Source organism: Paenibacillus sp. J22R3, from assembly GCF_056269305.1.
Map to the genome: position 1 here is coordinate 385,605 of NZ_JBWDNS010000006.1, position 22,073 is coordinate 407,677.

Annotated in this window: 17 protein-coding genes; 7 read left to right on the forward strand and 10 right to left on the reverse strand. The window is 48.7% G+C overall.

All coding sequences use genetic code 11. The annotated features are described in order from the left end of the window. Positions 1–148: 148 nt before the first annotated feature. Positions 149–1,870 (reverse strand): assimilatory sulfite reductase (NADPH) hemoprotein subunit, encoded by a 1,722-nt coding sequence (gene cysI, locus AC0YN4_RS25245; RefSeq protein ID WP_475837089.1) that lies wholly within the window; start codon positions 1,868–1,870, stop codon positions 149–151. Positions 1,871–1,905: 35 nt separating this feature from the next. Continuing rightward, positions 1,906–3,714: an assimilatory sulfite reductase (NADPH) flavoprotein subunit gene (locus AC0YN4_RS25250; protein WP_475783213.1), complete on the reverse strand. Its 1,809-nt coding sequence runs from the start codon at positions 3,712–3,714 to the stop codon at positions 1,906–1,908. A 488-nt stretch (positions 3,715–4,202) separates the two neighbouring features. Here AC0YN4_RS25250 and AC0YN4_RS25255 point away from each other — a divergent pair, with 488 nt between their 5' ends. The 3 genes from AC0YN4_RS25255 (at position 4,203) to AC0YN4_RS25265 (ending at position 7,418) form a co-directional block, all read left to right on the forward strand. Beyond that, positions 4,203–4,379 (forward strand): carbon storage regulator, encoded by a 177-nt coding sequence (locus tag AC0YN4_RS25255; RefSeq protein WP_475783214.1) that lies wholly within the window; start codon positions 4,203–4,205, stop codon positions 4,377–4,379. Positions 4,380–4,562: 183 nt separating this feature from the next. Beyond that, positions 4,563–7,067 carry a flagellin N-terminal helical domain-containing protein gene (locus tag AC0YN4_RS25260; RefSeq protein ID WP_475783215.1) on the forward strand — a complete coding sequence of 835 codons (2,505 nt, stop codon included), beginning with the start codon at positions 4,563–4,565 and terminating at the stop codon, positions 7,065–7,067. A 195-nt stretch (positions 7,068–7,262) separates the two neighbouring features. Next, positions 7,263–7,418 carry a carbon storage regulator gene (locus AC0YN4_RS25265; RefSeq protein WP_475783216.1) on the forward strand — a complete coding sequence of 52 codons (156 nt, stop codon included), beginning with the start codon at positions 7,263–7,265 and terminating at the stop codon, positions 7,416–7,418. A 23-nt stretch (positions 7,419–7,441) separates the two neighbouring features. On the opposite strand, the gene AC0YN4_RS25270 is transcribed toward AC0YN4_RS25265, so the two are convergent. The 6 genes from AC0YN4_RS25270 to AC0YN4_RS25295 form a co-directional block, all read right to left on the reverse strand. Next, positions 7,442–11,911 carry an AAA family ATPase gene (locus AC0YN4_RS25270; protein ID WP_475837090.1) on the reverse strand — a complete coding sequence of 1,490 codons (4,470 nt, stop codon included), beginning with the start codon at positions 11,909–11,911 and terminating at the stop codon, positions 7,442–7,444. 164 nt (positions 11,912–12,075) lie between these two features. Then, positions 12,076–12,840 carry a YheC/YheD family protein gene (locus AC0YN4_RS25275; protein WP_475837091.1) on the reverse strand — a complete coding sequence of 255 codons (765 nt, stop codon included), beginning with the start codon at positions 12,838–12,840 and terminating at the stop codon, positions 12,076–12,078. A 276-nt stretch (positions 12,841–13,116) separates the two neighbouring features. After that, positions 13,117–13,347, reverse strand: a complete 231-nt coding sequence (locus tag AC0YN4_RS25280; protein ID WP_475783219.1) for a hypothetical protein — start codon at positions 13,345–13,347, stop codon at positions 13,117–13,119. A gap of 138 nt (positions 13,348–13,485) precedes the next feature. After that, positions 13,486–15,045 carry a tetratricopeptide repeat protein gene (locus AC0YN4_RS25285; RefSeq protein ID WP_475837092.1) on the reverse strand — a complete coding sequence of 520 codons (1,560 nt, stop codon included), beginning with the start codon at positions 15,043–15,045 and terminating at the stop codon, positions 13,486–13,488. Positions 15,046–15,196: 151 nt separating this feature from the next. Next, positions 15,197–16,438, reverse strand: a complete 1,242-nt coding sequence (locus AC0YN4_RS25290; protein WP_475783221.1) for an MFS transporter — start codon at positions 16,436–16,438, stop codon at positions 15,197–15,199. Positions 16,439–16,480: 42 nt separating this feature from the next. Then, the gene (locus AC0YN4_RS25295; RefSeq protein WP_475837151.1) at positions 16,481–18,439 is read right to left on the reverse strand and encodes a GTP-binding protein; all 1,959 of its coding nucleotides are present in this window, start codon (positions 18,437–18,439) and stop codon (positions 16,481–16,483) included. A gap of 199 nt (positions 18,440–18,638) precedes the next feature. Between AC0YN4_RS25295 and AC0YN4_RS25300 the strand changes: the two genes are divergently transcribed. Further along, complete coding sequence (locus tag AC0YN4_RS25300; RefSeq protein WP_475783330.1) at positions 18,639–19,190, forward strand: hypothetical protein; 552 nt, start codon at positions 18,639–18,641, stop codon at positions 19,188–19,190. After that, positions 19,190–19,486 carry a hypothetical protein gene (locus AC0YN4_RS25305; RefSeq protein WP_475783223.1) on the forward strand — a complete coding sequence of 99 codons (297 nt, stop codon included), beginning with the start codon at positions 19,190–19,192 and terminating at the stop codon, positions 19,484–19,486. Before AC0YN4_RS25300 ends, AC0YN4_RS25305 begins: the two co-directional genes overlap by 1 nt. A gap of 61 nt (positions 19,487–19,547) precedes the next feature. Here the strand turns inward: AC0YN4_RS25305 and AC0YN4_RS25310 are convergent, their stop codons facing one another. Together AC0YN4_RS25310 and AC0YN4_RS25315 are read right to left on the reverse strand one after the other, a co-directional pair. Beyond that, the gene (locus tag AC0YN4_RS25310) at positions 19,548–20,144 is read right to left on the reverse strand and encodes an ankyrin repeat domain-containing protein (protein WP_475783224.1); all 597 of its coding nucleotides are present in this window, start codon (positions 20,142–20,144) and stop codon (positions 19,548–19,550) included. Continuing rightward, positions 20,141–20,503, reverse strand: coding sequence for a winged helix-turn-helix transcriptional regulator (locus tag AC0YN4_RS25315; protein WP_475783225.1), 363 nt, complete (start codon positions 20,501–20,503; stop codon positions 20,141–20,143). Before AC0YN4_RS25315 ends, AC0YN4_RS25310 begins: the two co-directional genes overlap by 4 nt. A 146-nt stretch (positions 20,504–20,649) precedes the next feature. On the opposite strand from AC0YN4_RS25315, the gene AC0YN4_RS25320 reads away from it, so the two are divergent. Together AC0YN4_RS25320 and AC0YN4_RS25325 are read left to right on the forward strand one after the other, a co-directional pair. After that, the gene (locus tag AC0YN4_RS25320) at positions 20,650–21,291 is read left to right on the forward strand and encodes an NAD(P)-dependent oxidoreductase (RefSeq protein ID WP_475837093.1); all 642 of its coding nucleotides are present in this window, start codon (positions 20,650–20,652) and stop codon (positions 21,289–21,291) included. A gap of 39 nt (positions 21,292–21,330) precedes the next feature. Next, on the forward strand, positions 21,331–22,035 hold the full coding sequence (locus tag AC0YN4_RS25325; RefSeq protein WP_475837094.1) for a DsbA family oxidoreductase: 705 nt from the start codon (positions 21,331–21,333) through the stop codon (positions 22,033–22,035). Positions 22,036–22,073 lie beyond the last annotated feature (38 nt).

Genomic DNA, 22,073 nt, shown 5'->3' on the forward strand with positions numbered 1-22,073 from the left:
ACACTATCTCTATGATCATGAATAGAATAAACACATTCGACAAAAACAGACAAATCCCTCTTCTTCTGTCAATGTTTTAGTGATTATAACAAAAAACGGTCGCACATGGCGACCGTCACAACTAGACGTTCAATATGGACAACGTGAATTAAGCGTGGAAATCAAGACCAGAAACTACTGCTTTGACATATTGGCTGCGAATACAGAAGTCACCGAAATGCTCGCCCTCTTTCCGCTCCTTCGCATAATGGAGCAGGATCGGCTTCAGCTCATTCAGAATCTCCGTTTCGCCGATATTCTCACGATACAATTTGTTCAACCGGTTACCGGAATGTCCGCCGCCCAGGTACAAGTTGTACTTGCCCGGCGCTTTGCCGATAAACGAGATTTCCGCTAGCGCAGGGCGCGCACAGCCATTTGGACAACCTGTCATTCGAATGACGATTTCCTTGTCGCGCAGGCCTGCTTCATCCAATATTAATTCAAGCTTATCCAGCAGTGAAGGCATGTAGCGCTCCGACTCTGCCATAGCCAGACCACAAGTCGGCAATGATACGCAGGCCATTGCATTTCTCCGCAGTGCAGAGTACTCCGCCCCATCTGTTAGGCCATATGTTTCGATAAGCTGCTCAAGTTTCTTCTTCTTCTGACTCGTTACGTTGCCGATAATCAAATTCTGGTTAGGCGTAAGGCGGAAATCTCCTGTATGAATCTTGGCGATTTCACGCAGGCAGGTCATGAGCTGATAGCCATCCTCGTCCTTCACCCGGCCATTCTGAATGAACAACGTATAATGCCACTTATTGTTGCTTCCCTTCACCCAGCCGTAACGATCCCCATTATGGTCAAAATGGAAGGAACGCGCTTCTTCCAGCTTCCAGCCCAGTCGTTGCTGCAGTTCTTCAATAAACCACTCCAAACCACGGTCGTCAATCGTATACTTGAACCGAGCATGCTTACGGACTGCACGGTCCCCATAATCCCGCTGGATCATGACTGTTTTCTCCGCCACATCCACCGCTTGCTCCGGTGTAATGAAGCCAATTGTACGCGCCACCTGCGGATACGTCTTCGGATCTCCGTGCGACATCCCCATACCGCCGCCCACTACGACGTTAAAGCCTAATAAGCGACCGTTTTCGTGAATCGCGATGAATCCCAAATCCTGTGAGAAGACATCGACTTCGTTAGCCGGTGGAACGGCGATCCCGATTTTGAACTTACGCGGCAGGTAGACCGGTCCGTAAATCGGTTCCTGTTCTATACCGTCACGGCTGTCCACCACTTTCTCCTCATTGAGCCAGAGCTCATGATAAGCACGTGTATGTGGATCCAAGTGACTGCTTACCTTCTGTGCCCATTCCTGTACCTGCTCATGAACTTCGGATTGGTAAGGGTTCGGGTTACACATGACATTACGATTCACGTCGCCGCATGCCGCAAGCGTGCTTAGTAATTCTTCATTTACCTCTTGAATGACGGCCTTCATATTCCACTTAATGACACCATGCAGCTGAAACGATTGCCGCGTCGTCAAACGAATGGTGCCGTTGGCATGACGCTGCGCGATCCGGTCCATCATAAGCCATTGCTCAGGCGTTACGACACCGCCGGCTGCCCGTACGCGCACCATAAACTGATACGCCGGCTCCAGCTTCTGCTTGCTCCGCTCATTGCGCACATCGCGATCATCCTGCATATAGCTGCCGTGGAACTTCATTAATCGGTTGTCATCCTCAGAGATAGAGCCTGTAATCCGCTCCTGCAGCGTTTCCTCCAAAGTCCCTCGCAGATAATCACTTCTGCGCTTTATATCTTCCACATCACTATGCGGTGCACTGTTTGATGATAGTAGGTTATTATCCGACATGTCTCTGCCTCCTTCGCTCTCTTGGCTCTCCCTAATTAATAGACGTCCCGTTGATATCGTTTATCCTGCTGCATCTTCATCAGGTACGCTTCCGCTTCTTCTTGGCTGAGGGAGCCTTCCTGCTTCAGGATTGTGACTAGTGCCGCTTGCACGTCATGCGCCATCTTCTTCTCGTCTCCGCAGATGTAGACGGCCGCCCCTTGCTCCAACCACTGATACAGCTCTTTGCTTTTCTCCAGCATCCGGTGCTGCACGTAGACTTTCTCGGCGGTATCCCGCGAGAAGGCAACGTCCATGCGCGTTAGAACGCCTTCCTTCAGCCAGCGCTGCCACTCCACTTGGTAGAGGAAATCCGATGCGAAATGCTGATCCCCATAGAACAACCACGTCTTGCCCTCTGCGCCACTTTCCTCGCGTTCACCGAGGAATGCACGGAACGGTGCGACACCTGTGCCGGGTCCGATCATAATAATTGGCGTTTCCGGATTGGATGGAAGTTTGAAGTTCGGATTTTCCTGAACAAATACCGATACCGATTGTCCCGGCTCAAGGCGCTCCGACACATAGGTCGAGCACACGCCATAGCGAACTCTTCCTGAAGCCGTGTAATGCACCTTGCGGATGGTCAAATGCACTTCATCCGGATAAGCCTTCGCGCTGCTGGCGATGGAATAAAGTCTAGCCGGGATGCGTCTTAGCAGCGATACGAAGCTGTCCGCAGGCACACCTTCCAAATCATAATCCTGTACCAGATCAAGCAGATCACGTCCTTTAAGGTACGCTTTCAGCTCTTGCTCTTGACCGGCGGCCAGAAGTTCTTCCAGTCCGGTGCCGGGCGTAAGGGCAACGATTTGTTCAAGCAGCGGTTTAGTCAGCACTGTAATTTCATAATAGCTTGTCAGAGCCTCTCTTAATGAGCGCTCCTCTGCAATCTTAGGAAGTGTAATACGTTCATCCGGTGACCAACCCATTGCAGCAATCAGCTCGTCGACGAGTCTAGGATGATTGTGCGGGCAGATGCCCAAGCTGTCACCCGGCTCATAGTGGATACCGGAATCTTCAAGAGAGATCTCAAGGTGACGTGTCTCCCGATCCGATCCGCGTCCGTTTAAGTTTAAATTCTCAAGCACGGCAGCTTGAAAAGGATTCGATCTGGAATATTCCGAAACGGTTCCTTCCACGGCAGCAGAGGTAGCGGCCGGTGCCTGAACAGCTGCGGAAGCTTGCCCAAGGGAAGCGAGAACGCTCTCAATCCATTGGTTCGCGGCATCCTCGAAGTCAACGTCACATTCAACCCGTGGAGCCAATCTTGTACCGCCAAGCTCCTCCAGCCGCTGATCGAAGTCTCTGCCTGTTTTGCAGAAGAACTCGTATGACGTGTCGCCGAGAGCCAGTACCGAGAACGGCAGTCCGTCTAATTGAGGCGCCCGTTTGCTGTGCAGAAATTCATAGAACGAAATCGCATTATCCGGCGGATCCCCTTCTCCGTGCGTACTAACGAGGATGAAGAGATTCTGGACCTTCTTGAGCGTGTTCGCTTTAAAATCAATCATAGAAGACTGCGTTACCTGGAAGCCTTGATCCTGCAGCTTGCCGGATAATTTCTTGGCCAGCCTGTGGCTGTTCCCTGTCTGTGATCCGAAGAGCACCGTCACTTCTTTGGAGATTGCCGGTGTGCTCGCCGCCTGCACGGTTGTCGTTGCTCCCGGTGATGTCGCAGCGACTGATATTGCCGCCAGATAACCGCTCAGCCAGATTTTCTGCCCTTCTGTCAGTGTAGGCAATAATCGATTAAGCAAATCCACCTGATCTTGTTGAAAAGGACTGTTTGTTACTTGAAACATGGATCCTACACACCTCGCTCCCGCATGAGTTATTCCGTTCATTCTGGTACAATTACTTACCTTCATTCCTTTAACGTATCATGTGCGGCTGATAGTAACAAGACAGATGATTTTATAGGATTCATAAGCTTTTGCAATAAACGCATTTCAAGGCTCGCGAGGGTCCGAAAACTTTTTTCAAATTTCAGCAAAAAACGCTAATAAAAAAAATAATGCTGTCGATATATTGGGTAAAGCAACTCATATTACACTCATGGACGAGTGAATAAGCATGGCATTTATTCCGGATAAGCTCCGAATAAATGCCCGCCTATTTACTCGTCCTTTTGCTGTCTGATCATGTTTTCCGGGACTTCACTAGGTTGTAAAGCAGAACATCATAAGACTTATGGATGAGCAAATAAGTCGATTGTCATTCTTCAGGATGAAGATGGGCAACGACGTATTTGCTCATCTTTTTTTCTACTAACTTCTAAGGAGAGAAGTGCATGCTCGTACTAGGGAGAAAACCAGGGGAATACATCATGATCGACAATACCATTATGGTGAAGGTTGTAAAGAGCGATGAGGGGCACTTGCGGTTAGCCATTGACGCACCTAAACATATTTCAATCGTTCGCGGAGAACTGGTTGAAGAGCAACAAGCGAAACAACAGCAACAATAAATCAGATGCATGACCTTCCACTTAAGGACGAGTGGTTCAAATCAGGGAGGATAGGGAAGAGGCTCACAATTCATTGGCTGGATCAGCGCGCGACCCAGCAGCGAATTGGAGGCACGTCTTTATTGTCTCACAAGGATGCAAATGGATGGCATCCTCAACACAACCACATGGAGGTAATGAACAATGAGAATTAATCACAATCTTGCGGCACTTAACACTTCCCGTCAATTGGGAGCTAACGGTGCGAACTCGTCCAAAAACCTGGAGAAGCTTTCGTCCGGCCTACGTATCAACCGTGCTGGCGATGACGCAGCTGGTCTTGCGATCTCCGAGAAAATGCGTGGTCAAATCCGTGGTTTGGATCAAGCTACTCGTAATGCTCAAGATGGTATCTCCTTGATTCAAACAGCTGAAGGCGCGCTAAGCGAGACGCATGCAATCCTTCAGCGTATGCGTGAATTGGCAACGCAATCTGCCAATGATACGAACTCGACAACAGATCGTGACGCGATCCAAGAAGAAGTTAACCAACTTTCTTCCGAGATCAACCGTATCGGTAACACTACAGAGTTCAATACAAGAAAAATCTTAAACGGTGATGTTGCGATTACCGGCGATGGCAGAAAACTTACCGGTGGAGCTACAACTACACTGGGAACAGGTATTACTGCAATCACAGTTGATCCTAAATCGACCGCTCCTACAGGTACATTCGATATCGCGGTTACTTCCGACACAGTAGCGCAAATCGAAACCACCATTCTCTCCAATGTTACTGATGCATCCGTTACAGCTGGCGACACAGTTGATCTGGCAGGCGGCGCATACAAAATTGCGATCACTGCAGAGAGCACGAAGCAGCTCGACGGTACAGCTACAGATACTGGAGCAATCCTTAACACAGCTAGCGGCAACACAGCAATCACACTGGAGAGCAACTCCTCGTTGAATGATGTGAACCATACACTTACAGTTGCTAAGAGCCAAATCTACTCCTCCATCGGAAGCGGATTGGATATTAAATCAGGTACGGCTAATGCTACGGATTCCGGTACGTACACAATCGAAACATCGAGAACAATCGATGCTACTAAAGTTACGGATAACGGTGCTGGTACGCTTAAATCCGCAGGCGTAATCTCCAACTTCACAATGGCTTCCAATGCAACTTCCGCTCAAGCAGCGCTTATTAACAATGGTACTGCTAATACGTTGACTGTAGCCGTAGTCGATGGTGGTGACACTACTGCAGATATTACATTCACGTTCAGCGACGGTACTAACACTAGCACAGTTTCGATTTCCGGAGCGGCTGGCGACGGCGCAAAAACAATTCAAGTTGCCGGCGTTCAATTTGATGTCGATGTTGATGCTATTATTGGTGGTTTGAACCTTACTGATGCTGTCAATGATAACGGTACTTATAACGGTCAAGTCATTGGCCTTGCATCCGGCGCTGCACTAGATCAAGTCAAAGTTACTCAAGGCGCTAACACCGCAACAGCAACAATCGCTTCCAACACGACAGGCGATCTTACATTTGATCTTGATGGCGGCGGTACAGACCTTACGCTTACTTCGACAGGTGCTTCCTTCGTATCGGGTAACACATTGTCCACTACAGTTCAAAGCCAATACACCGTTAGCCTGAAAGAAACGGTTTCCGGCACCCAAATTGGTACAAGCTCTGTTGTTAACGAGCTTCAACTTGCTAGCTCGCCAAATGCACTGACAAACCTTTCCTTCGGTGGATCGGGTGCGCTGATTGACCTCAGCACTACTGCTCTTCAAGGCAAAGCTTCCGGCGCAAGCTACAATGTAACTTTCGATGTCGAAACAGCATCGGGCTACACAGCTGAGCTTCAAAAAGCCGATGGTACTGCAGTAGATGGCGCGAAATACTCCCTGAGTGCTTCAGCAGCTAACAACACGGTTATTGACCTGGGCCGCGATGTTAAGCTTGAGTACGATGGCGCTGATCTTTCCGGCAACGGCAGCATCTTCTTCGGTGTTAATGCCAATGTTACTGAATATACATTCGCATTGACTAACGATGGCGGTACAACAACTTACGATACTCAAAAAGGTAAAGCCGGCGATACAATTGAGTTCGATAACGGTGTTACACTGACTACGAATGCTGCTACATTGACGAACTCCACGAACACAACGTTCAAGCTTGAGGATGATGTAGTGGACAACTCGTTGTCCATGCAAATCGGTTCGAACAGCGGTCAAACATTGGCTGTTGAAATTGCCGACATGCGTTCCAAAGCGCTGAAAGTAACAGGAACTGCTGCTAACTCCTCGATTACAGCGTCTAACGGTAAAGTAGCTGCATTCACAGCTAAAGCTTCCGTTACAAACGAGTCGAGCACTGAGTACTCGCTTGATCTGAGCACAGCTTCCAAAGCTTCCGCAGCGATTTCCGTTCTTGACGATGCAATCAGCGCTGTATCCACAGCACGTTCGAAACTGGGTGCTTACCAAAACAGACTTGAGCACACAATCAACAACCTGGGTACTTCTTCTGAGAACCTGACGGCTGCTGAATCCCGTATCCGCGATGTAGATATGGCGAAAGAAATGATGGAGTTCACGAAGAACAACATCCTTTCCCAAGCTGCTCAAGCGATGCTGGCACAAGCTAACCAACAACCACAAGGCGTACTTCAGTTGCTTCGTTAATCTTCAACTTAAAGAAGGGAACTCTAGCGCAGCTAGAGCTCCCTTCTTTCTTTGTTTTATCGTCCTCTATAACTTTGGTTATATCGCTTATTCCCTAAACATTTGGCCGCTATAACTTTCGTCAGATCACATAAAGGCCGGCACAGTTTATGATCATCGTATAACCTAATTCATCTACATAAAGGGGCGAGTTTCATGCTGGTCGTCGGAAGAAAACCCGGACAATCCATTGTCATCAATGAAAATATTATAGTTTCTGTTATTAAGAGTGATGATGGATTATTGCGCTTAACGATTGAGGCTCCCAAAGAAATTCCGATTATTCGTGGAGAGTTACTTGAGCAGCAATAAGTACGATTAGAAGGATTACGGCATTAGCCCAATAGCTGCAGCTCCCTCGCTTTGGAGATGGCCTGTACTCTCCGATTAACCTGCAGCTTACCATATATATTGAAGGCATGGATTTTAACTGTGCCCTCTGTAATCTCCAGCCGTGAGGCAATCTCTTTGTTGGATAAGCCATCTGCCATGAGGCGAAGAACATCCAGCTCACGATTCGAAAGCGACTCAATCAGAGAAGCTGCCAGTTTTACTTTAACTTCTTTGACTGCTACACCGCCGGTAGGCTCTCGTAATTGCCAGAGTTGCATGTATGCCATCTGCGAGAACGCCATTTCCAATATTTCAAAACGTTCCATATTAAAAACATCCGCAACTAGATTGTTTTCCAGGTACAGGATGCCCTCTCGATGATCCGGATATCGAATGGGCATACACAAGATGGATTTCGGTCGTTTCAAATCAATATAGGGATCTGTTGCGAATATGCCTTGGCACGCATCTGCAAGTACGATGGATTCCTTCGTTCTCATGACATATTGCACCACTGCAGCAGAATAAGAGGCTGAAGGTTCTATGCATCGGTCATCACAGCGGTTCATGTCGTTCTCTGCAACGATGTCCAATTTACCGGGACTGCCTAATAAGATGACGCCCTTCTCAGCACCTGCATTCTGAATGGCCAGCTGAAGGAAACCCTCCAGCAATTTCGTCTCTGCCGTACCTTTAGCCACAATTTTTGAAGCCTGTCGAATCGTATCCATATCCAGCACCTTATCCAAGCCTTGGGCGAGCTTTCGATCCGGCTCCGTTCTTCCGAACTCGGCTTTGCGTTCGCAATCTTCGAGATCCTCTTCTTCGAAGAAAGAAAACGACTTAAGCGCCGCATATTGTTCTTGCATGGAGGCAACCTTACCTCTGGCCCCCCACCTGCAATACGCTTTGCATGCATTTCGAAGGTAGGTTTCTGCGGCATGAGGATGATTCAACGAGAGTTGAAATTGGCCGGCCAATTCAAGCGCGACCGCTTCATCCTGCGGACATCCGGTTACATGAGCCAGCTCAATGGCTTGGTCATACAGCTTTGCCGCCACTCGATGCTTTCCGCTTAACCGAGCGGACTCGGCAAGCATCATCCAGTACTTGCTTAATGTGCTTTCCGGAACGATCCTTGTCCACTTTTTCATCTGAGCCAGTAATTGATTTAGACGTCTATGATAGCTGCGTTTAGCAGGACCCGAGGCACTGGGATAGAGAGCAGCTATAGTCAACGCATGGTAGAAGCAGTGCCTTTGATCGAACGACAACGTCTTGCTTCCCTCATATTCCCTCGTTCCTTCGGCAGCTGCCAGGGCTTCTGCATAATAGCCATACAGGTAATACACTTCAAGCTTGCATGTAGCGTTATAAACCATATAAGACTTATAGGAGTTGTTCATTACTTTTTCCTGTAATAGCCGGCTATCATCGAAATACTCAAAATGAACCTTCATATTTGCCGCATCTGTCGCAGATTGCAAGAGGTGTACATATTGCTTCGTTAAATCAATCACCCGCAGGGACATCACATCAAGCATTCGAATCGCCGTTTGCTCATATTGGGTACACATTCGACTCAAACGACACAAATTACCGGTATCCGTAATAATTCTCGAAGACAAAGAGTAACCCGCGTAATTCAGATCGCCTACCTCCAAGCTTAATTGGGCCGCATGTTCAAAGTGACGATCCGATAATTGAGGTCGCAGGAATTGTAGAATCATCCCCACCATGAAATGAATTTTCCCTCTTAAGACGGCACTGTCCATTTTCTCCGAATAGCTGAGTGCAATTTCAACTAAACGCAAGGAGGCTTTATAGCTTCTCAAACCAAAGCATAATGTAATCGCATAAGAGCCGAGCGCTATTGCAAGCGCCTCAGAGTTCTTCTGATGCAACGCCATTCTTACATACCTGGCGAACAAAATAACAGCTAATTGTTCATTTGCAATAAACAGGATTGGCGATGAAGCCATTACGATATCCGCTAATGCTTTGTGCAAAGGATCTCTGCTCTTCGACAGCTGTTTGATGTTGTCCCCTTCTCTTGCCAGACATAGCTGAGTGAGCGCAATTTCGGAAATAATCGCTAGCTTCGAGGCTTTGGATGGTACTACTAACCCAAACTCCGCCATGGACCTAAACGCAATTTCGGCCGATTTTCCTTCTCGCTTCAGGAAAGCGTACATCGTAATTTGGATAATATAGATTTTGGCCCGATCCGCCAAATTCACGACGTGCAAGAGGAGCTGGTCCAGCGTGCACTCGGCCTGGTCGAAATAACCGCAGAAATACTGACACTCTGAGCTCTCAAGCAACAAATGGGAATAGAGGTCAAAGTGTGTAGACCAGCCCTTGCTTCCAATCAATTGAACGCCTTTCTCCAGCAGCTCCAACGCCTGATCATACGCCGCAGAGGCTTTGGCTTTCTTGCCTGCTTGTAAATTCAGACCGGCCAATCGTTCAATCTCGGTTGGTTCCGTTATGAGCTCGCTACCCCAATTCAGATGATGCACAATCTCGAAGAGATGATCATCCATCGTGATCGATTCCGATTGATAATAACAAAGCATGAAACGGCCGATTCTCAAATGAACCTGCTTCTTATCCTCTTCCTGCATCAGTTCATAGGCTGCACTTCGCAGCTGATCATGCAAGAAGATATACCGATCCCCTTCACTCCACACGAAACCCTCATCCAATGCAGCCTGCAAACCATGTTCAGTCTCTTCAACCTCTTGCTCGCATAACATGGATAATCGATTGATGTCGAAAGCGTTTCCTATACAGCTTGCCAAATGCAGCAATTGACGGGTTTCTGACGGGAGCGCGTTGAACCTGCTCATAATCAGACTAATGACATCTTTGTAGCCTTCCATTTCTTTAATCAGCCCGATATCCCAATTCCAACAGCCTTGTTCTGCGTCGAAATACAGCAGCTTGTCTTCATAACAACTATGTAGCATTTGTTTTAAATAAAAGGGATTGCCTCCTGTTTTCTGATACAGCGCTTCCGCCAGCGATTTAATTCGATCCGGCTTAGCATGCAGTACATCCGAAACGTAGTCGATGACACTGGAATATCCGAGTGATTTCAGATTCATACATTGAATGGAGGGGTCCTTCTTAGAAGAATGACCAAATAGTATTTCCAATAACGGATGTCCTTCATGAATCTCATTATTACGATAAGTACCAATAATAAGCAGATATTTATTAGTCGGGTCGTTCAATAAAACGCGAAGTAAATGAAGTGAAGCAGCATCCGCCCATTGCAAGTTATCCAGCCAGATGACAAGCGGGTGATGTTGATCTGCGAAAAGTTGAATAAAGTTGCAAAATAACGTTTGAAAGCGAATCGTTGATTCGGCCGGCGGCAATTCTTGCGCGGGGGGTTGTTCACCAATAATGAGGGCTAGCTCGGAAATAACTTCAATGAGTACACTTCCGCTCTGGCCTAAAGCAGAGATAATCTTCGTCTTCCATGATGTAAAGCGTTCTTCACTTTCCGCTATAATCTGCCCAATGAGATCACGAAAGGCGATAATAAGGGATGAATAGGGGAGCGAGTGATTGAGCTGATCGAACTTACCGGAGATGAAGTACCCCTTCTTGGGCATACCGGGCAGCGTATGAATGGCTTTCACTAACGATGTTTTGCCGCTTCCTGCATGACCGCCAATTAAGAGAAACTCCATAGCACCCGCGGAGACACGCTCATAGGATTGAAGCAATCTCTGCAATTCATCTTCTCGGCCATATAACCGGGTCGGTAATTGAAATCGACTTATTGCATCTGTTTCTCCTAAAGTAAATGGTGTAATGCTGCCTTTCTCCCTATACTGATTCGCGCATCTCTGCAAATCAAAACGGAGACCGTAGACGCTATAATAGCGATCATCTGCTGCCTTGGACAATAGCTTCATTACGAGATTGCTCAGCATGCGCGGCACTTCGGACTTCACAGACTGTGGGGGAATCGGCAGCAGAGCAATATGGGCATGGATCCACTCATTCACTGATTTCGCCTTAAACGGGGTTTCTTCGACCAGCAGTTCGTAGAATAGGATGCCTAATGTATACAAATTGCTGCGTTCATCGAGCTTCCGCTTCATGCGCCCCGTATGCTCCGGCGAGATGTAAGCAAATGTGCGATTGAACTCTTCCTGCTCTCTATGAATTCCCTGCTTATTGGTCTGATGGGATTCGGACGAGCTGACAAACCTCAGTATCGGTCGCTCACCTTGAAATCGAATGAATATATGGTCGGGGCTTAGAGGATCATGAATAATTCCGTTGCGATGATGCTGACTAATCAACTCTACTAATTCCATCGCAATAGAGAAAAAAGAAGAAAGTGGAATGGGCCCTAATCTCATTAACGTTCGTAAAGTCGTCTCTTTTTTATCGACATTCAACGCTATACCCCCCCATTCAGTAAGAAACAATCTATGATAGTAAGCCATAGCAATTTATTAATGCCTATTTGAATAGGACTATAATACTATTAAACTAGTTCTTTATTCTGAAATTTACACTTATTTTGTCGAAAAAACAATCATTTTCTCCATTTTTCTGTAAAAACAGCCAAAAGGCCATCCTCATGAAGGATGGCCTGCTCTATATAGGCTTATTTGGTTCTTCCATACTTCCTGCCATAGCGGGTAACCGTGCGGTAAAACCGCTTGTCGGCAAGCGACTTTAACGCGCTAAAGCCCGGCCTCGTGTTGACCTCCAAAATCCATAGCCGTCCTTTGCGATCAAGAGCCACGTCAAGGCCGAGTTCCTTGAACCGGGTACTGTGACGATCGAAGCAGCGCGCCGTTTGCATGCCCATTGTCTTCAGCCTCTGCTTACATCGCGTAACTTGAGCTTGGCTGTACCCCGAGCGTCGCAGTGTCGGCTCAACCTGAGCAAGTTTGCCGCCTTGATGGTAGTTCGTGACTACCTTGTTCTTCTTGCCAAGCTTGGCGAACATAACGGTTGGCACCCATTTGCTGCCGTCCTTCTGTACCATCATCCGCAGGTCGAATGGTCTGCCGCGAGAAGCTTTTAAATAAATGCCTTTCTGGAGCAGGTAGCTTCTGCCGCGGGCTATTCTGTTTAGTCGGCGATAAAGCGAGCTTGCGGAAGAAATTTGGGTGGTTCTTGTGTCTTTCTTCACCTGAAATTTCCGAGCAGATAGCCGAACAATACGTGCAATGCCGCTGCCACCCGTCCCGGTTGTTGGTTTGAAATACACGGTCTTATATCGCCCAACCATCGCAAGAAGTGATGAGCGGGTAAAGCGTTTCGTTTCGGGAACGAATCGTCTTAATGTACGGTCTGCCAGCAACCACTTCGTCTTCGTCCACTTGCTCTTGATTGATATGCTGCTTCCGCCTTTTCTAGGCACACCCCATCATCTCCTTAACATCACTCGGGATAGATTACTACCTATCCTCGAGAAACGTCACGGCGGATACCCTAGTCATTCGATATCGGAACCTTTTTTGTCATATTTGAACCAAGCCTATCCCATCTCGACAACCGGCTCCTGAAGTGTAGAAGCTACAACAGCAACAGCAGATTCGACTTTATGATTCCTGAATCTTTGAAGTTTACACAGAAAGTCTCGTCCTTCTCAGACATTGATCGAACAAGGTAGAATATTGTCGATTTTTGCTGATATTCACACAAAAGTAATTATTAAGTGGAACATAGAATGGCCCATTTCACGAGGCTTTAAACCGACCTCTGTTGGTGCACCCGGTGCGAGGGTAGAACCATGGTCCATTATGACGACCGTATCTGAGAGAGAAGGCGCGTCTTCAAGCCAATGCTCCGACAGGATAATGGTGACACCAAGCTCGCGGTTGATTGTGGCGATGGAAGCCGGATTCCGCGCCAGCACTGGGTTCAAGCCGGCTTGTAGCTCATCCCAAATGAGGGCCTAAGGCTGTATGTTCATATGGGAAGCCAAGTTAAGCGACTTGCTGCCGCCTGTCTAAAAGAGGGAGAGGCGTCTCTTGAGTCTCTTGAGTCCCTTGAAGCGACCGTCTTATTCTTCTGCCTTCAGAGCATGCAGGAGCGCTAGGGCATCCTCATGCTGAGGCTCGAGAACGAGCGCTTCGCGCAAGTATGACATCGCGGCTTCCTTATCCCCCTGCTCATAGCTGCATATTGCCAGACAGAATAAGACTGTCGGGTCAGACTCCTCTTCGTCCGTTTCAACCGATAGGCTAAGGAACTCCTTCGCATCCTCGTAGAACTCCATCTCGAACAGCAACAGCCCGGCATCGAGCGCCAAATCATAACGCTGCATCGCATAGAACGATGACCACATGATACGGATGCCATGTTGAATATCCATCAATTCTTCTTCGCCTGCTTCAGGCAGCAGCGCCGAGATGCGTTTCGTGCTCTGGATAAAGAACTCCGCGTCATACCCGCCCAGCCGCCAGAAGGACAAAATTTGCTGCAGCCCCATCGTGCCTGAATGCTGGTCGACCCACTCTTTCAAACTGAAGAACTCGTCCGGCCCGAACCGGTCGACAAACCGCCGAAAGGCCAGCCTGGTGTTGGCATAACGCATCGGCGATTCCAGCATGAGAATACAGCCGACATTAATCGCATTATAATGATGCTCTTTCGTAAAGAGCGACAGTGCGCCTCGCTGCTCCAGCACATGTTGAATCGCATGATAATTAGCCGTTAACGAGAAGCTGCCGTGATGAAAGAACTCCGGCGGATCCGCAAGGTCCCAGTGCTCCAGCCGATGATCGCCTTTATCCGCCGTGATCAGCAGAAACCCTGCCTGTGACAGGCGTCGAAGCCGATCCAAGCAGGTCAACCCGGCTGCCGGAAACAGGATATAAGAATCATCAAGCTCTGTCACATACATCTCGATCAAGTCGCGATAGGGGTAGGTTTCGTCTTTGTACTCAGGCGCCAGGCGGTTTACGTAATTCAGCTTCATATGTTTGATGGTTTCTGACGTCGTAAGCTCCTTGAGATTGTCCGGGAACTCAACACTGATATCACACTCATAGACCTCGCCATCACTGACATAAATCAGCTCTTGCGGGATCACATCAAAGAAATAATTCGCGACGATCAGCAGCGGCTGCTTCAAATCACCCGGACGTATGGTAGTTTGCGCTACGGCCAGATGCACCTCTGTATCCTGTACCGCATCAAACCTCGCAAAGTCCAGCAGCCCCTCCTGAATAAAAGGCTGCATAGCGGGATGCTGCTGCCAAGCCAATACGTTCTTGGCTGCCAGGTCCGTCATTACATACCGGAAAGGCGGCAGGTCTATACCGGCATAATTGCGCAGCTCGCACAGTTTATGCAGGGTGTGAAAGGCAAGGCGCCCTGCGCCAGCACCTAATTCTATAATCGTAACCGGCTCCGTAAGATCTCCCGTTCCGGCACGATCTTGAAAAAATCCGAAAATCATCTCCGCATAAGAGGTAGCCATCATCGGATTACTCGATATATATTGGGGGACTTGGTCATTCTTCCAAGCCTTCATGCCTTCTTCTTCATAATAGTTCCGCTGCAGCTCCCAAATCGGCGCTTCGCTGAAACGAAACTGCTGTTTATTATTTTCTGCCATTACGTGTAAACCTGCTTTCTGTGTCACCGCTCGTGAAGGATTATGGGCGAAGGGATATCTTAATATGTAGCACTACTTTACGAAAATAGCAAAAGGGACGCCACATTGGCGTCCTTTCACTGTAATTATAATGACGGCGAATGCCGACTCACTAGGCGTGCAGCTTCTCATCCTTAGGCAGGAATATCGCGAGTATGCCAAGCAGCGGCAAGTACGCGCAGAGCTTCATCATATATTCAATACTGGTCTCATCGGCAATCCAGCCAAGTACAGCCGAACCCAATCCGCCGATACCAAATGCCAACCCGAAGAATAAGCCTGACACGAGGCCCACTTTGCCCGGCATCAGCTCCTGCGCAAACACGACAATGATGGAGAACGCTGAAGACAGCACGAACCCCGCACAGATACACATCACGCATGTCCAAAATAAGTCGCAATACGGCAGCAGCAGAGAAAACGGTGCCGTTCCGAGAATCGAGAACCAAATGATATTTTTGCGCCCGTAGCGGTCGGCGAGCGGTCCGCCGAAGAAGGTCCCTGCCGCGGCTGCCGCCAGAAACGCAAACAGAAATAGCTGCGCATGCTGCACGGAAACGCCAAACGAATCCATGAGATAGAAACTATAATAGCTGCTTAAGCTGGACATATAAATATGCTTGGATACCACCAGGAAAACAAGGATAACAATCGCCCACGTAATTTGTTTAGACGATAATCCGCTTCTCGAAGCCGAAGCGGCAGCATCTTTCTTCACACTTGATGCCGCTTTCTTCTGTGCTCCCGTAGGACGCAGCTGCAGTCCATAATCCCGATACCAGCGTGCGACATAGCTTTGAATCAGAATCGCTACAATTGCAGCAATGGAGAACCAGAGAACGCTGATTTGTCCGAGCGGCACGAAAATCGCAGCACTCATAACCGGTCCAAGCGCGCCGCCAATATTGCCGCCTACTTGGAAGATCGATTGCGCCAGCCCTCTTTGCCCGCCTGCGGCCAAATAGGCTACTCGCGAGGATTCGGGATGAAAGATCGCCGATCCGATGCCGATCATCATAACAGCGAGCACAATATACGCGTACTCCGGCGCTAACGCGAGCGCAACAACGCCGACCAGCGTAAAGCACACCCCAATTGGCAAAATATAAGGCCGCGGGCGCTTGTCCGCGTACATGCCGACCATCGGCTGGATAACCGCCGCCGTAATGTTCATTGCGAAGGCGATAAACCCGATCTGTTTATAGCTTAAATGCAGCGAGTCGCGCAAGATCGGAAACAGCGCCGTTACGGTGGATTGCATCGTGTCGTTCAGCAAGTGAACGATACTGATCGCGAATATAATCGGAAAAACGGTAGCGCCCACCGGAATCGATTTCGTTAATGCTTTTGCCACGCTGAGGTCCCTCCCCTAATCAAGTTCAAACATCCTTACCGCTTATAGTAAATGCATCTTCGCTTCTGCCTCATCCCAAACGACCGTATACCCATGGCCCTTGGCGCAAAATATCGACGATGAGCTGTACAGCGGGTCCGCATCCTTCCGGTAATTCTTCCGTTCAATCACCGCTTGTTCATTATGACAACGATCATAACCGCCGAAGGCGAAGTGCGCAATCCCTCTGCCATGGGTAAAAGAAGCCAGCTCCGTGCTGTAATCCATGAAAGTAGCGACAGGCACTTTACCCGTAATGACTGCGTGCGCAGCCGTCGTTATCGGCGGTTCGAATACGCCGGAGGCCCGCTGAATATCGGATAACACGCGGCCCATATCGTCGATTTCCACTTTGATCTTATACTCGTAATACGGCTCAAGCAGCATGTTCTCGGCTTTCTCCAAGCCTTGTCTGAGTGCCCGGAACGTCGCCTCGCGAAAATCACCGCCATGCGTATGTTCATTATGGCCGGCGCCCGTGAGCAGCGTCACCACAATATCGGTGAGCGGCATGCCCGTTAACAGCCCATGATGGTCGCGTTCGTAGAGATGCGTCTTGATGAGATTTTGATTGCCGATGCTTAGATCATTCGCATGACATTCATTCCTGAACGTGAGTCCGCTGCCACGCTCCCCCGGCTCCAGGCGCAGATGCACCTCAGCGTAATGCTTAAGCGGCTCGAAGTGACCGTATCCGTTCACGGTCGACGCGATGGTTTCTTTATACAGAATCTCAGGGCTGCCGAAGGAAACCGCGAACTGGAATCGTTCCCTTACAAGCTGCTCCAGCACCTCAAGCTGGATGAGGCCCATCACGTGAATATGGATTTCCTGCAAGCTTTCCTCCCAGATGACATTCAAGGACGGATCCTCGGCATCCAGCAGCCGAAAGGCTTTGAGCACATCCTTCACATGCAGTGACGCCGCGAAAATCACCTTCGCCGTAAGCGTCGGTACCATATCGTAGGCAAGTTTATCCGAATAGCTTCCCAAGCCTTGCCCTGCCTCAGCGCTTGACAGTCCGGTCACCGCAACCAAATCACCTGCCGAAGCCTGATCGACCGCTTGCGACTTGCTCCCGTTAATAATGAGGAGCCGTGTCACTTTCTCACAAACCGGATCATCCCCGCTCCCATAACACAGTTCATCGCGCACCTTCAGCGTGCCGCTCAAGACCTTGATATAGGTCAATCGTACGCCGTTATGGTCATGACGAATTTTGTAGACGCGCCCTCCGAAAGGGGCTTGATCGTCATTATCTACGGTCGTCAGCTGATGCAGTTGATCCATAAATTCGATCACGCCTATATCCTGTAATGCCGAACCGCTTGAACAAGGGAATAGCCGATGGCCGCGAATCTGATCCCGGAGCGTTCGCAGCCAGAACGCATTGTCCTGCGTGCCTGCCAGAAACATGTCTAGCAGCGTTTCGTCTTGCTCTGCCATGCACTCCAGCAGCGCTTCTCCAACTTGGCCGTCCTCTGCGAAATGTCCTGTAATCCAACACGTATCTGTTGTCAGATGCGCGCGGATCTCCTCGAAGACGCGATCAACATCTGCGCCGACCCGATCGGTTTTGTTAATAAACAAGAACGTCGGAATGCGATGCTTATGAAGCAGCTGCCATACCGTTTCGGTATGCCCCTGAATGCCTTCAACCGCGCTGATGACGAGTATTGCCGCATCCATCACCTGAACCGCCCGCTCCATCTCCGGCGAGAAATCGACATGCCCCGGCGTATCGATTAAGTAATAGGTGGTTCCCTTATAGGTCATGACGGCTTGGTCTGCGAACACCGTAATGCCTCTTGCCCGTTCGATCTCATGGCTGTCGAGATAGGCATCCTTATGATCCACTCTGCCGCGCTCCCGAATGCTATGCGTATGGTACAGCAGCTGCTCAGCCAATGTGGTTTTGCCTGCATCCACGTGAGCAAACATGCCAATCGTTTTGCGTTTCATCATATTTATCACCTCACACCTGCCCATTATCATATCACACCACGCAGGGTGGCGAACCGAATTACGTCCTCCAAAGTGGTGCTCTTTCCTTCATAATCATTAATACTACAGATAAAAAGTATAATTAACTAGAATCCGGCACATAATTGTTGTACGTATCGTACGATATGTACTACAATGGAGGTGAAGTGAGGTGAGAATGATGGAGACAATTGCATCATCAAAAGTAAGAGATAACTGGGCGACTACCTTTGACGAAGCTTTTTATAATGGTCCAAAGTTAATCGAGAAAAACGATCGAATTAATCTTTTATTTAGTTCACCAATGATTAAGGAACTGCTTAAAATCAATTTTAAACTTATTATTTTCCTGGAAGAAGAAGACGGTATGTACGCGGTTCATTTATCAGGAATTAAAGGGACTTATGGACATGGGGAATCAGTCGGAGAGGCTGTCGATAATTTAGTCGACCATCTTACGTACCTGGTGGGAGATATGTATAGCGAGTTTAACCGTTATGTGAAAGAACGCCACAATGATATCTTTTACCTTTTACAAATTTCGCTAATGGATAAAAAAGAATTGTTTGAACTCCCCGTATATAAATACATTGAATCAAATTATTCCCCTCACGATATTGAAGAGAATGAAGTGGAAGAGTGGATTAAAAACGGTGGCCTGAAGGAAGCACCTACGTATCGAACTGTTCAAGATGCGATGGCTGCATTGGACCGCATCAATGATCAATAATGAGATACGGAGCTAAATATTCGGAGCTATATGAAAAAAACTTTGCTAAACTTCATTTAAACGAACAGAATGCTGTAAAAAGCGCTGTTAACATGATGCTAGAAACCGCTCCAAAATTCACAGTTGGACTTGGAATTGATAAAATAGAATCTGCAAAACACATTAAACCCACAGTGTGGGAAGCAAGAGCAAATAAAGAGCTGCGTATAAGTTGGCAGTATCAACGGGAACAAGACTATCGTTTCATTTTATTTCGAAATGTCGGACATCACGACGATGTGCTTAAAAAGCCCTAACATAATTGCTAGTACACAAGAGGAGCTGCCGCGGCAGCTCCTCTTTCCCATAAGATAGGGTTTATCGCGCTCCTGCTTGCAGCAGCATCTGTTCGATTTCCTTAAACCGACTATTACGCTTCGCATGCTGCAGCGGTGTAACACCATCTCGATCCGCGATGTTCACGTCGGCGCCATGATCGATGAGCAGCCTAGCGATCTGTTGGTGCTTCGGTCCGCCATTTGTCAGAATGACCACTTCCAGCAGCGCCGTCCAGCCCAAATTGTTGATGTGGTTGACGTTCACATCCGTGGTCGCAAGCAGCACGCTCACATTCTCCACATGGCCTTTCTCCGAAGCAGGAATAAGTGCATTGCCGCCATATCGATTAGTCAGCTTGGTATTGGCACCTGCATCAATTAGGAGCTTGAGAATATCGAGCAGCCCTTCGGCACCTGCATAGAGGAAGGGATTATCGCGCATATTGTCCTGCAAATGAATATCCGCACCTGCTTCAATCAATACTCGCACTACATCCGGCTTGTTCGCATGCGTTGCGGCCATCATTGCCGTTCTTCCCCTGGCGTCCTGCTCATTGATGTTTGCCCCCTCGTTCAGAAGCTGGGCCACCTTCGCCCTATCGCCTCGTTCAGCAGCAGCTATCAGCTCTATGCTCATACGATGTCTCCACCTTTCTTGCCTTTGGTGTATTTCTTTCCCCATTCCCCCATACTCTCCAGAATCGGAATGAAGCTCTTCCCTGCTTCCGTCAGGGAATATTCTACTTTCGGAGGGACCTCCTGATACACTTCTCTGTGAATCATTCGATCTTTCTCCAGCTCTCTGAGCTGGCTGGTCAGAATGCCTTTGGAAATGCCGGGTACTAATCGTTGCAGCTCTCCGAAGCGCCTTGTTTCTCTCAAATGCCATAAAATAATGATTTTCCACTTACCAGCGATGACGTTCTGCGTTTCCGTTACCGGGCAAACCTCGATTTGCTCCTCGGGGATGCTTCCCTCGAATAAGGTTCGGGCCATCGTAAATCCCCCCTCTGCTCTCATGGTCTTATTTATGTGACTATGTTATATAAAAGTGCCTACTACCATAAATCGAATTATCCCTATAATATTGGACTATAAAGCAAAACACAACTGATGCACGAAAGAAATCGGAGGAATCAACCATGAAAATCGCCATTATCGGCGCTACAGGCAAGGCCGGAAGTCTTATTGCAAAAGAAGCATCCGATCGCGGTCATGAAGTGACGGCCATCGTAAGAAATGCAGCTCGACTTGCAGATACAAACAATGGCGTGCTTGAGAAAGACATTTTCGCACTTACCGGCTCTGATCTGGCATCCTTTGACGTCGTGGTGAATACGTATAAAGCGCCGGATGGAGAGGAACATCTGTACATCGATGCCGGCAGAGCGCTGGTTCAAGCGCTCGAAGAAACGCCAAGCACCAAATTGATCGTTGTTGGCGGTGCCGGAAGCCTCTTCATCGACGAAACGAACACGACCAAGCTGATGGATACGCCGGGCTTCCCGGATTTCGTGTATCCGACCGCTTCCAATGCGGGGAAACAGCTTGATGAATTGCGAAATACAACCTCGATTACATGGACATACATCAGCCCGGCTGCCTTCTTCAATCCCGATGGCAAACGCACAGGGTCTTATACATTAGGGAAAGATCATGTGATCTTGAATCGCCAGGGTCAAAGCTATATCAGCTACGCCGACTATGCAATCGCCGTAATCGACGAAATTGAACAGCCGAAGCATGTGAATGAGCGGTTTACGCTCGTGGGCGAAGCCGAATAAACCATTAAGAACTTCGAATTTCGATTGGAGGCAACTGTTATGCAAGTAGAGATTTGGTCGGACTTCGCATGTCCGTTCTGTTATATCGGTAAGCGCCGCTTCGAGAAAGCGCTGGCCGCGTTTGAGCATCGCGATCAGGTTCAGGTGCTATATCGCAGCTTCGAATTAGACCCTCATTCGCCGAAGCATGTACCGCATGACGTGTATGACATGTTATCCGGCAAATACGGCATGAGCCGTCAAGAAGCGATCAAGATGAATCACAACTTGGCTCAGCAAGCGGCTGCAGAGGGGCTGGATTTTCAATTCGCCGGCTTGGTGCTGACGAATACATTCGACGCGCATCGTCTCAGACATTTCGCCGAGACAGCCGGCAAAGGCGCCGAGGTATCCGAATTGTTATTCCGAGCTTACTTCAGCGACAATAAAAATGTAAGCCATCACGATACGCTCGCCGATATTACGGAGGCGGTCGGCCTCGATCGTAATGAGGCGCTATCCATGCTGGCCGGAGAGCAGTTCTCCGACCGCGTACGCGCTGAAGAAGGGGATGGGCGCTCGCTCGGCATACGCGGCGTTCCGTACTACATCATCGACCGCAAGCAGACCTTGTCCGGCGCCCAGCAAGAGAATATGTTTCTGAAAGCTCTGCAGCAAGCATGGAGCAATCGGCAGCCCTTAGCGTCTTCAGAGGTGGTCGGCGACGGCTGTATCGACGGTATCTGCGCCGTTCCGGAGCAGTAGTATCCAAGCAGAAAGCCCCTTCCTCAGATGATGGAAGG

Coding starts and splice junctions, on each gene's coding strand:
- cysI (WP_475837089.1), bottom strand. CDS start 1,870: ATGTCGGATAATAACCTACTATCATCAAACAGTGCACCGCATAGTGAT.
- AC0YN4_RS25250 (WP_475783213.1), bottom strand. CDS start 3,714: ATGTTTCAAGTAACAAACAGTCCTTTTCAACAAGATCAGGTGGATTTG.
- AC0YN4_RS25255 (WP_475783214.1), top strand. CDS start 4,203: ATGCTCGTACTAGGGAGAAAACCAGGGGAATACATCATGATCGACAAT.
- AC0YN4_RS25260 (WP_475783215.1), top strand. CDS start 4,563: ATGAGAATTAATCACAATCTTGCGGCACTTAACACTTCCCGTCAATTG.
- AC0YN4_RS25265 (WP_475783216.1), top strand. CDS start 7,263: ATGCTGGTCGTCGGAAGAAAACCCGGACAATCCATTGTCATCAATGAA.
- AC0YN4_RS25270 (WP_475837090.1), bottom strand. CDS start 11,911: ATGGCTTACTATCATAGATTGTTTCTTACTGAATGGGGGGGTATAGCG.
- AC0YN4_RS25285 (WP_475837092.1), bottom strand. CDS start 15,045: ATGGCAGAAAATAATAAACAGCAGTTTCGTTTCAGCGAAGCGCCGATT.
- AC0YN4_RS25295 (WP_475837151.1), bottom strand. CDS start 18,439: ATGAAACGCAAAACGATTGGCATGTTTGCTCACGTGGATGCAGGCAAA.
- AC0YN4_RS25300 (WP_475783330.1), top strand. CDS start 18,639: ATGATGGAGACAATTGCATCATCAAAAGTAAGAGATAACTGGGCGACT.
- AC0YN4_RS25305 (WP_475783223.1), top strand. CDS start 19,190: ATGAGATACGGAGCTAAATATTCGGAGCTATATGAAAAAAACTTTGCT.
- AC0YN4_RS25310 (WP_475783224.1), bottom strand. CDS start 20,144: ATGAGCATAGAGCTGATAGCTGCTGCTGAACGAGGCGATAGGGCGAAG.
- AC0YN4_RS25315 (WP_475783225.1), bottom strand. CDS start 20,503: ATGGCCCGAACCTTATTCGAGGGAAGCATCCCCGAGGAGCAAATCGAG.
- AC0YN4_RS25320 (WP_475837093.1), top strand. CDS start 20,650: ATGAAAATCGCCATTATCGGCGCTACAGGCAAGGCCGGAAGTCTTATT.
- AC0YN4_RS25325 (WP_475837094.1), top strand. CDS start 21,331: ATGCAAGTAGAGATTTGGTCGGACTTCGCATGTCCGTTCTGTTATATC.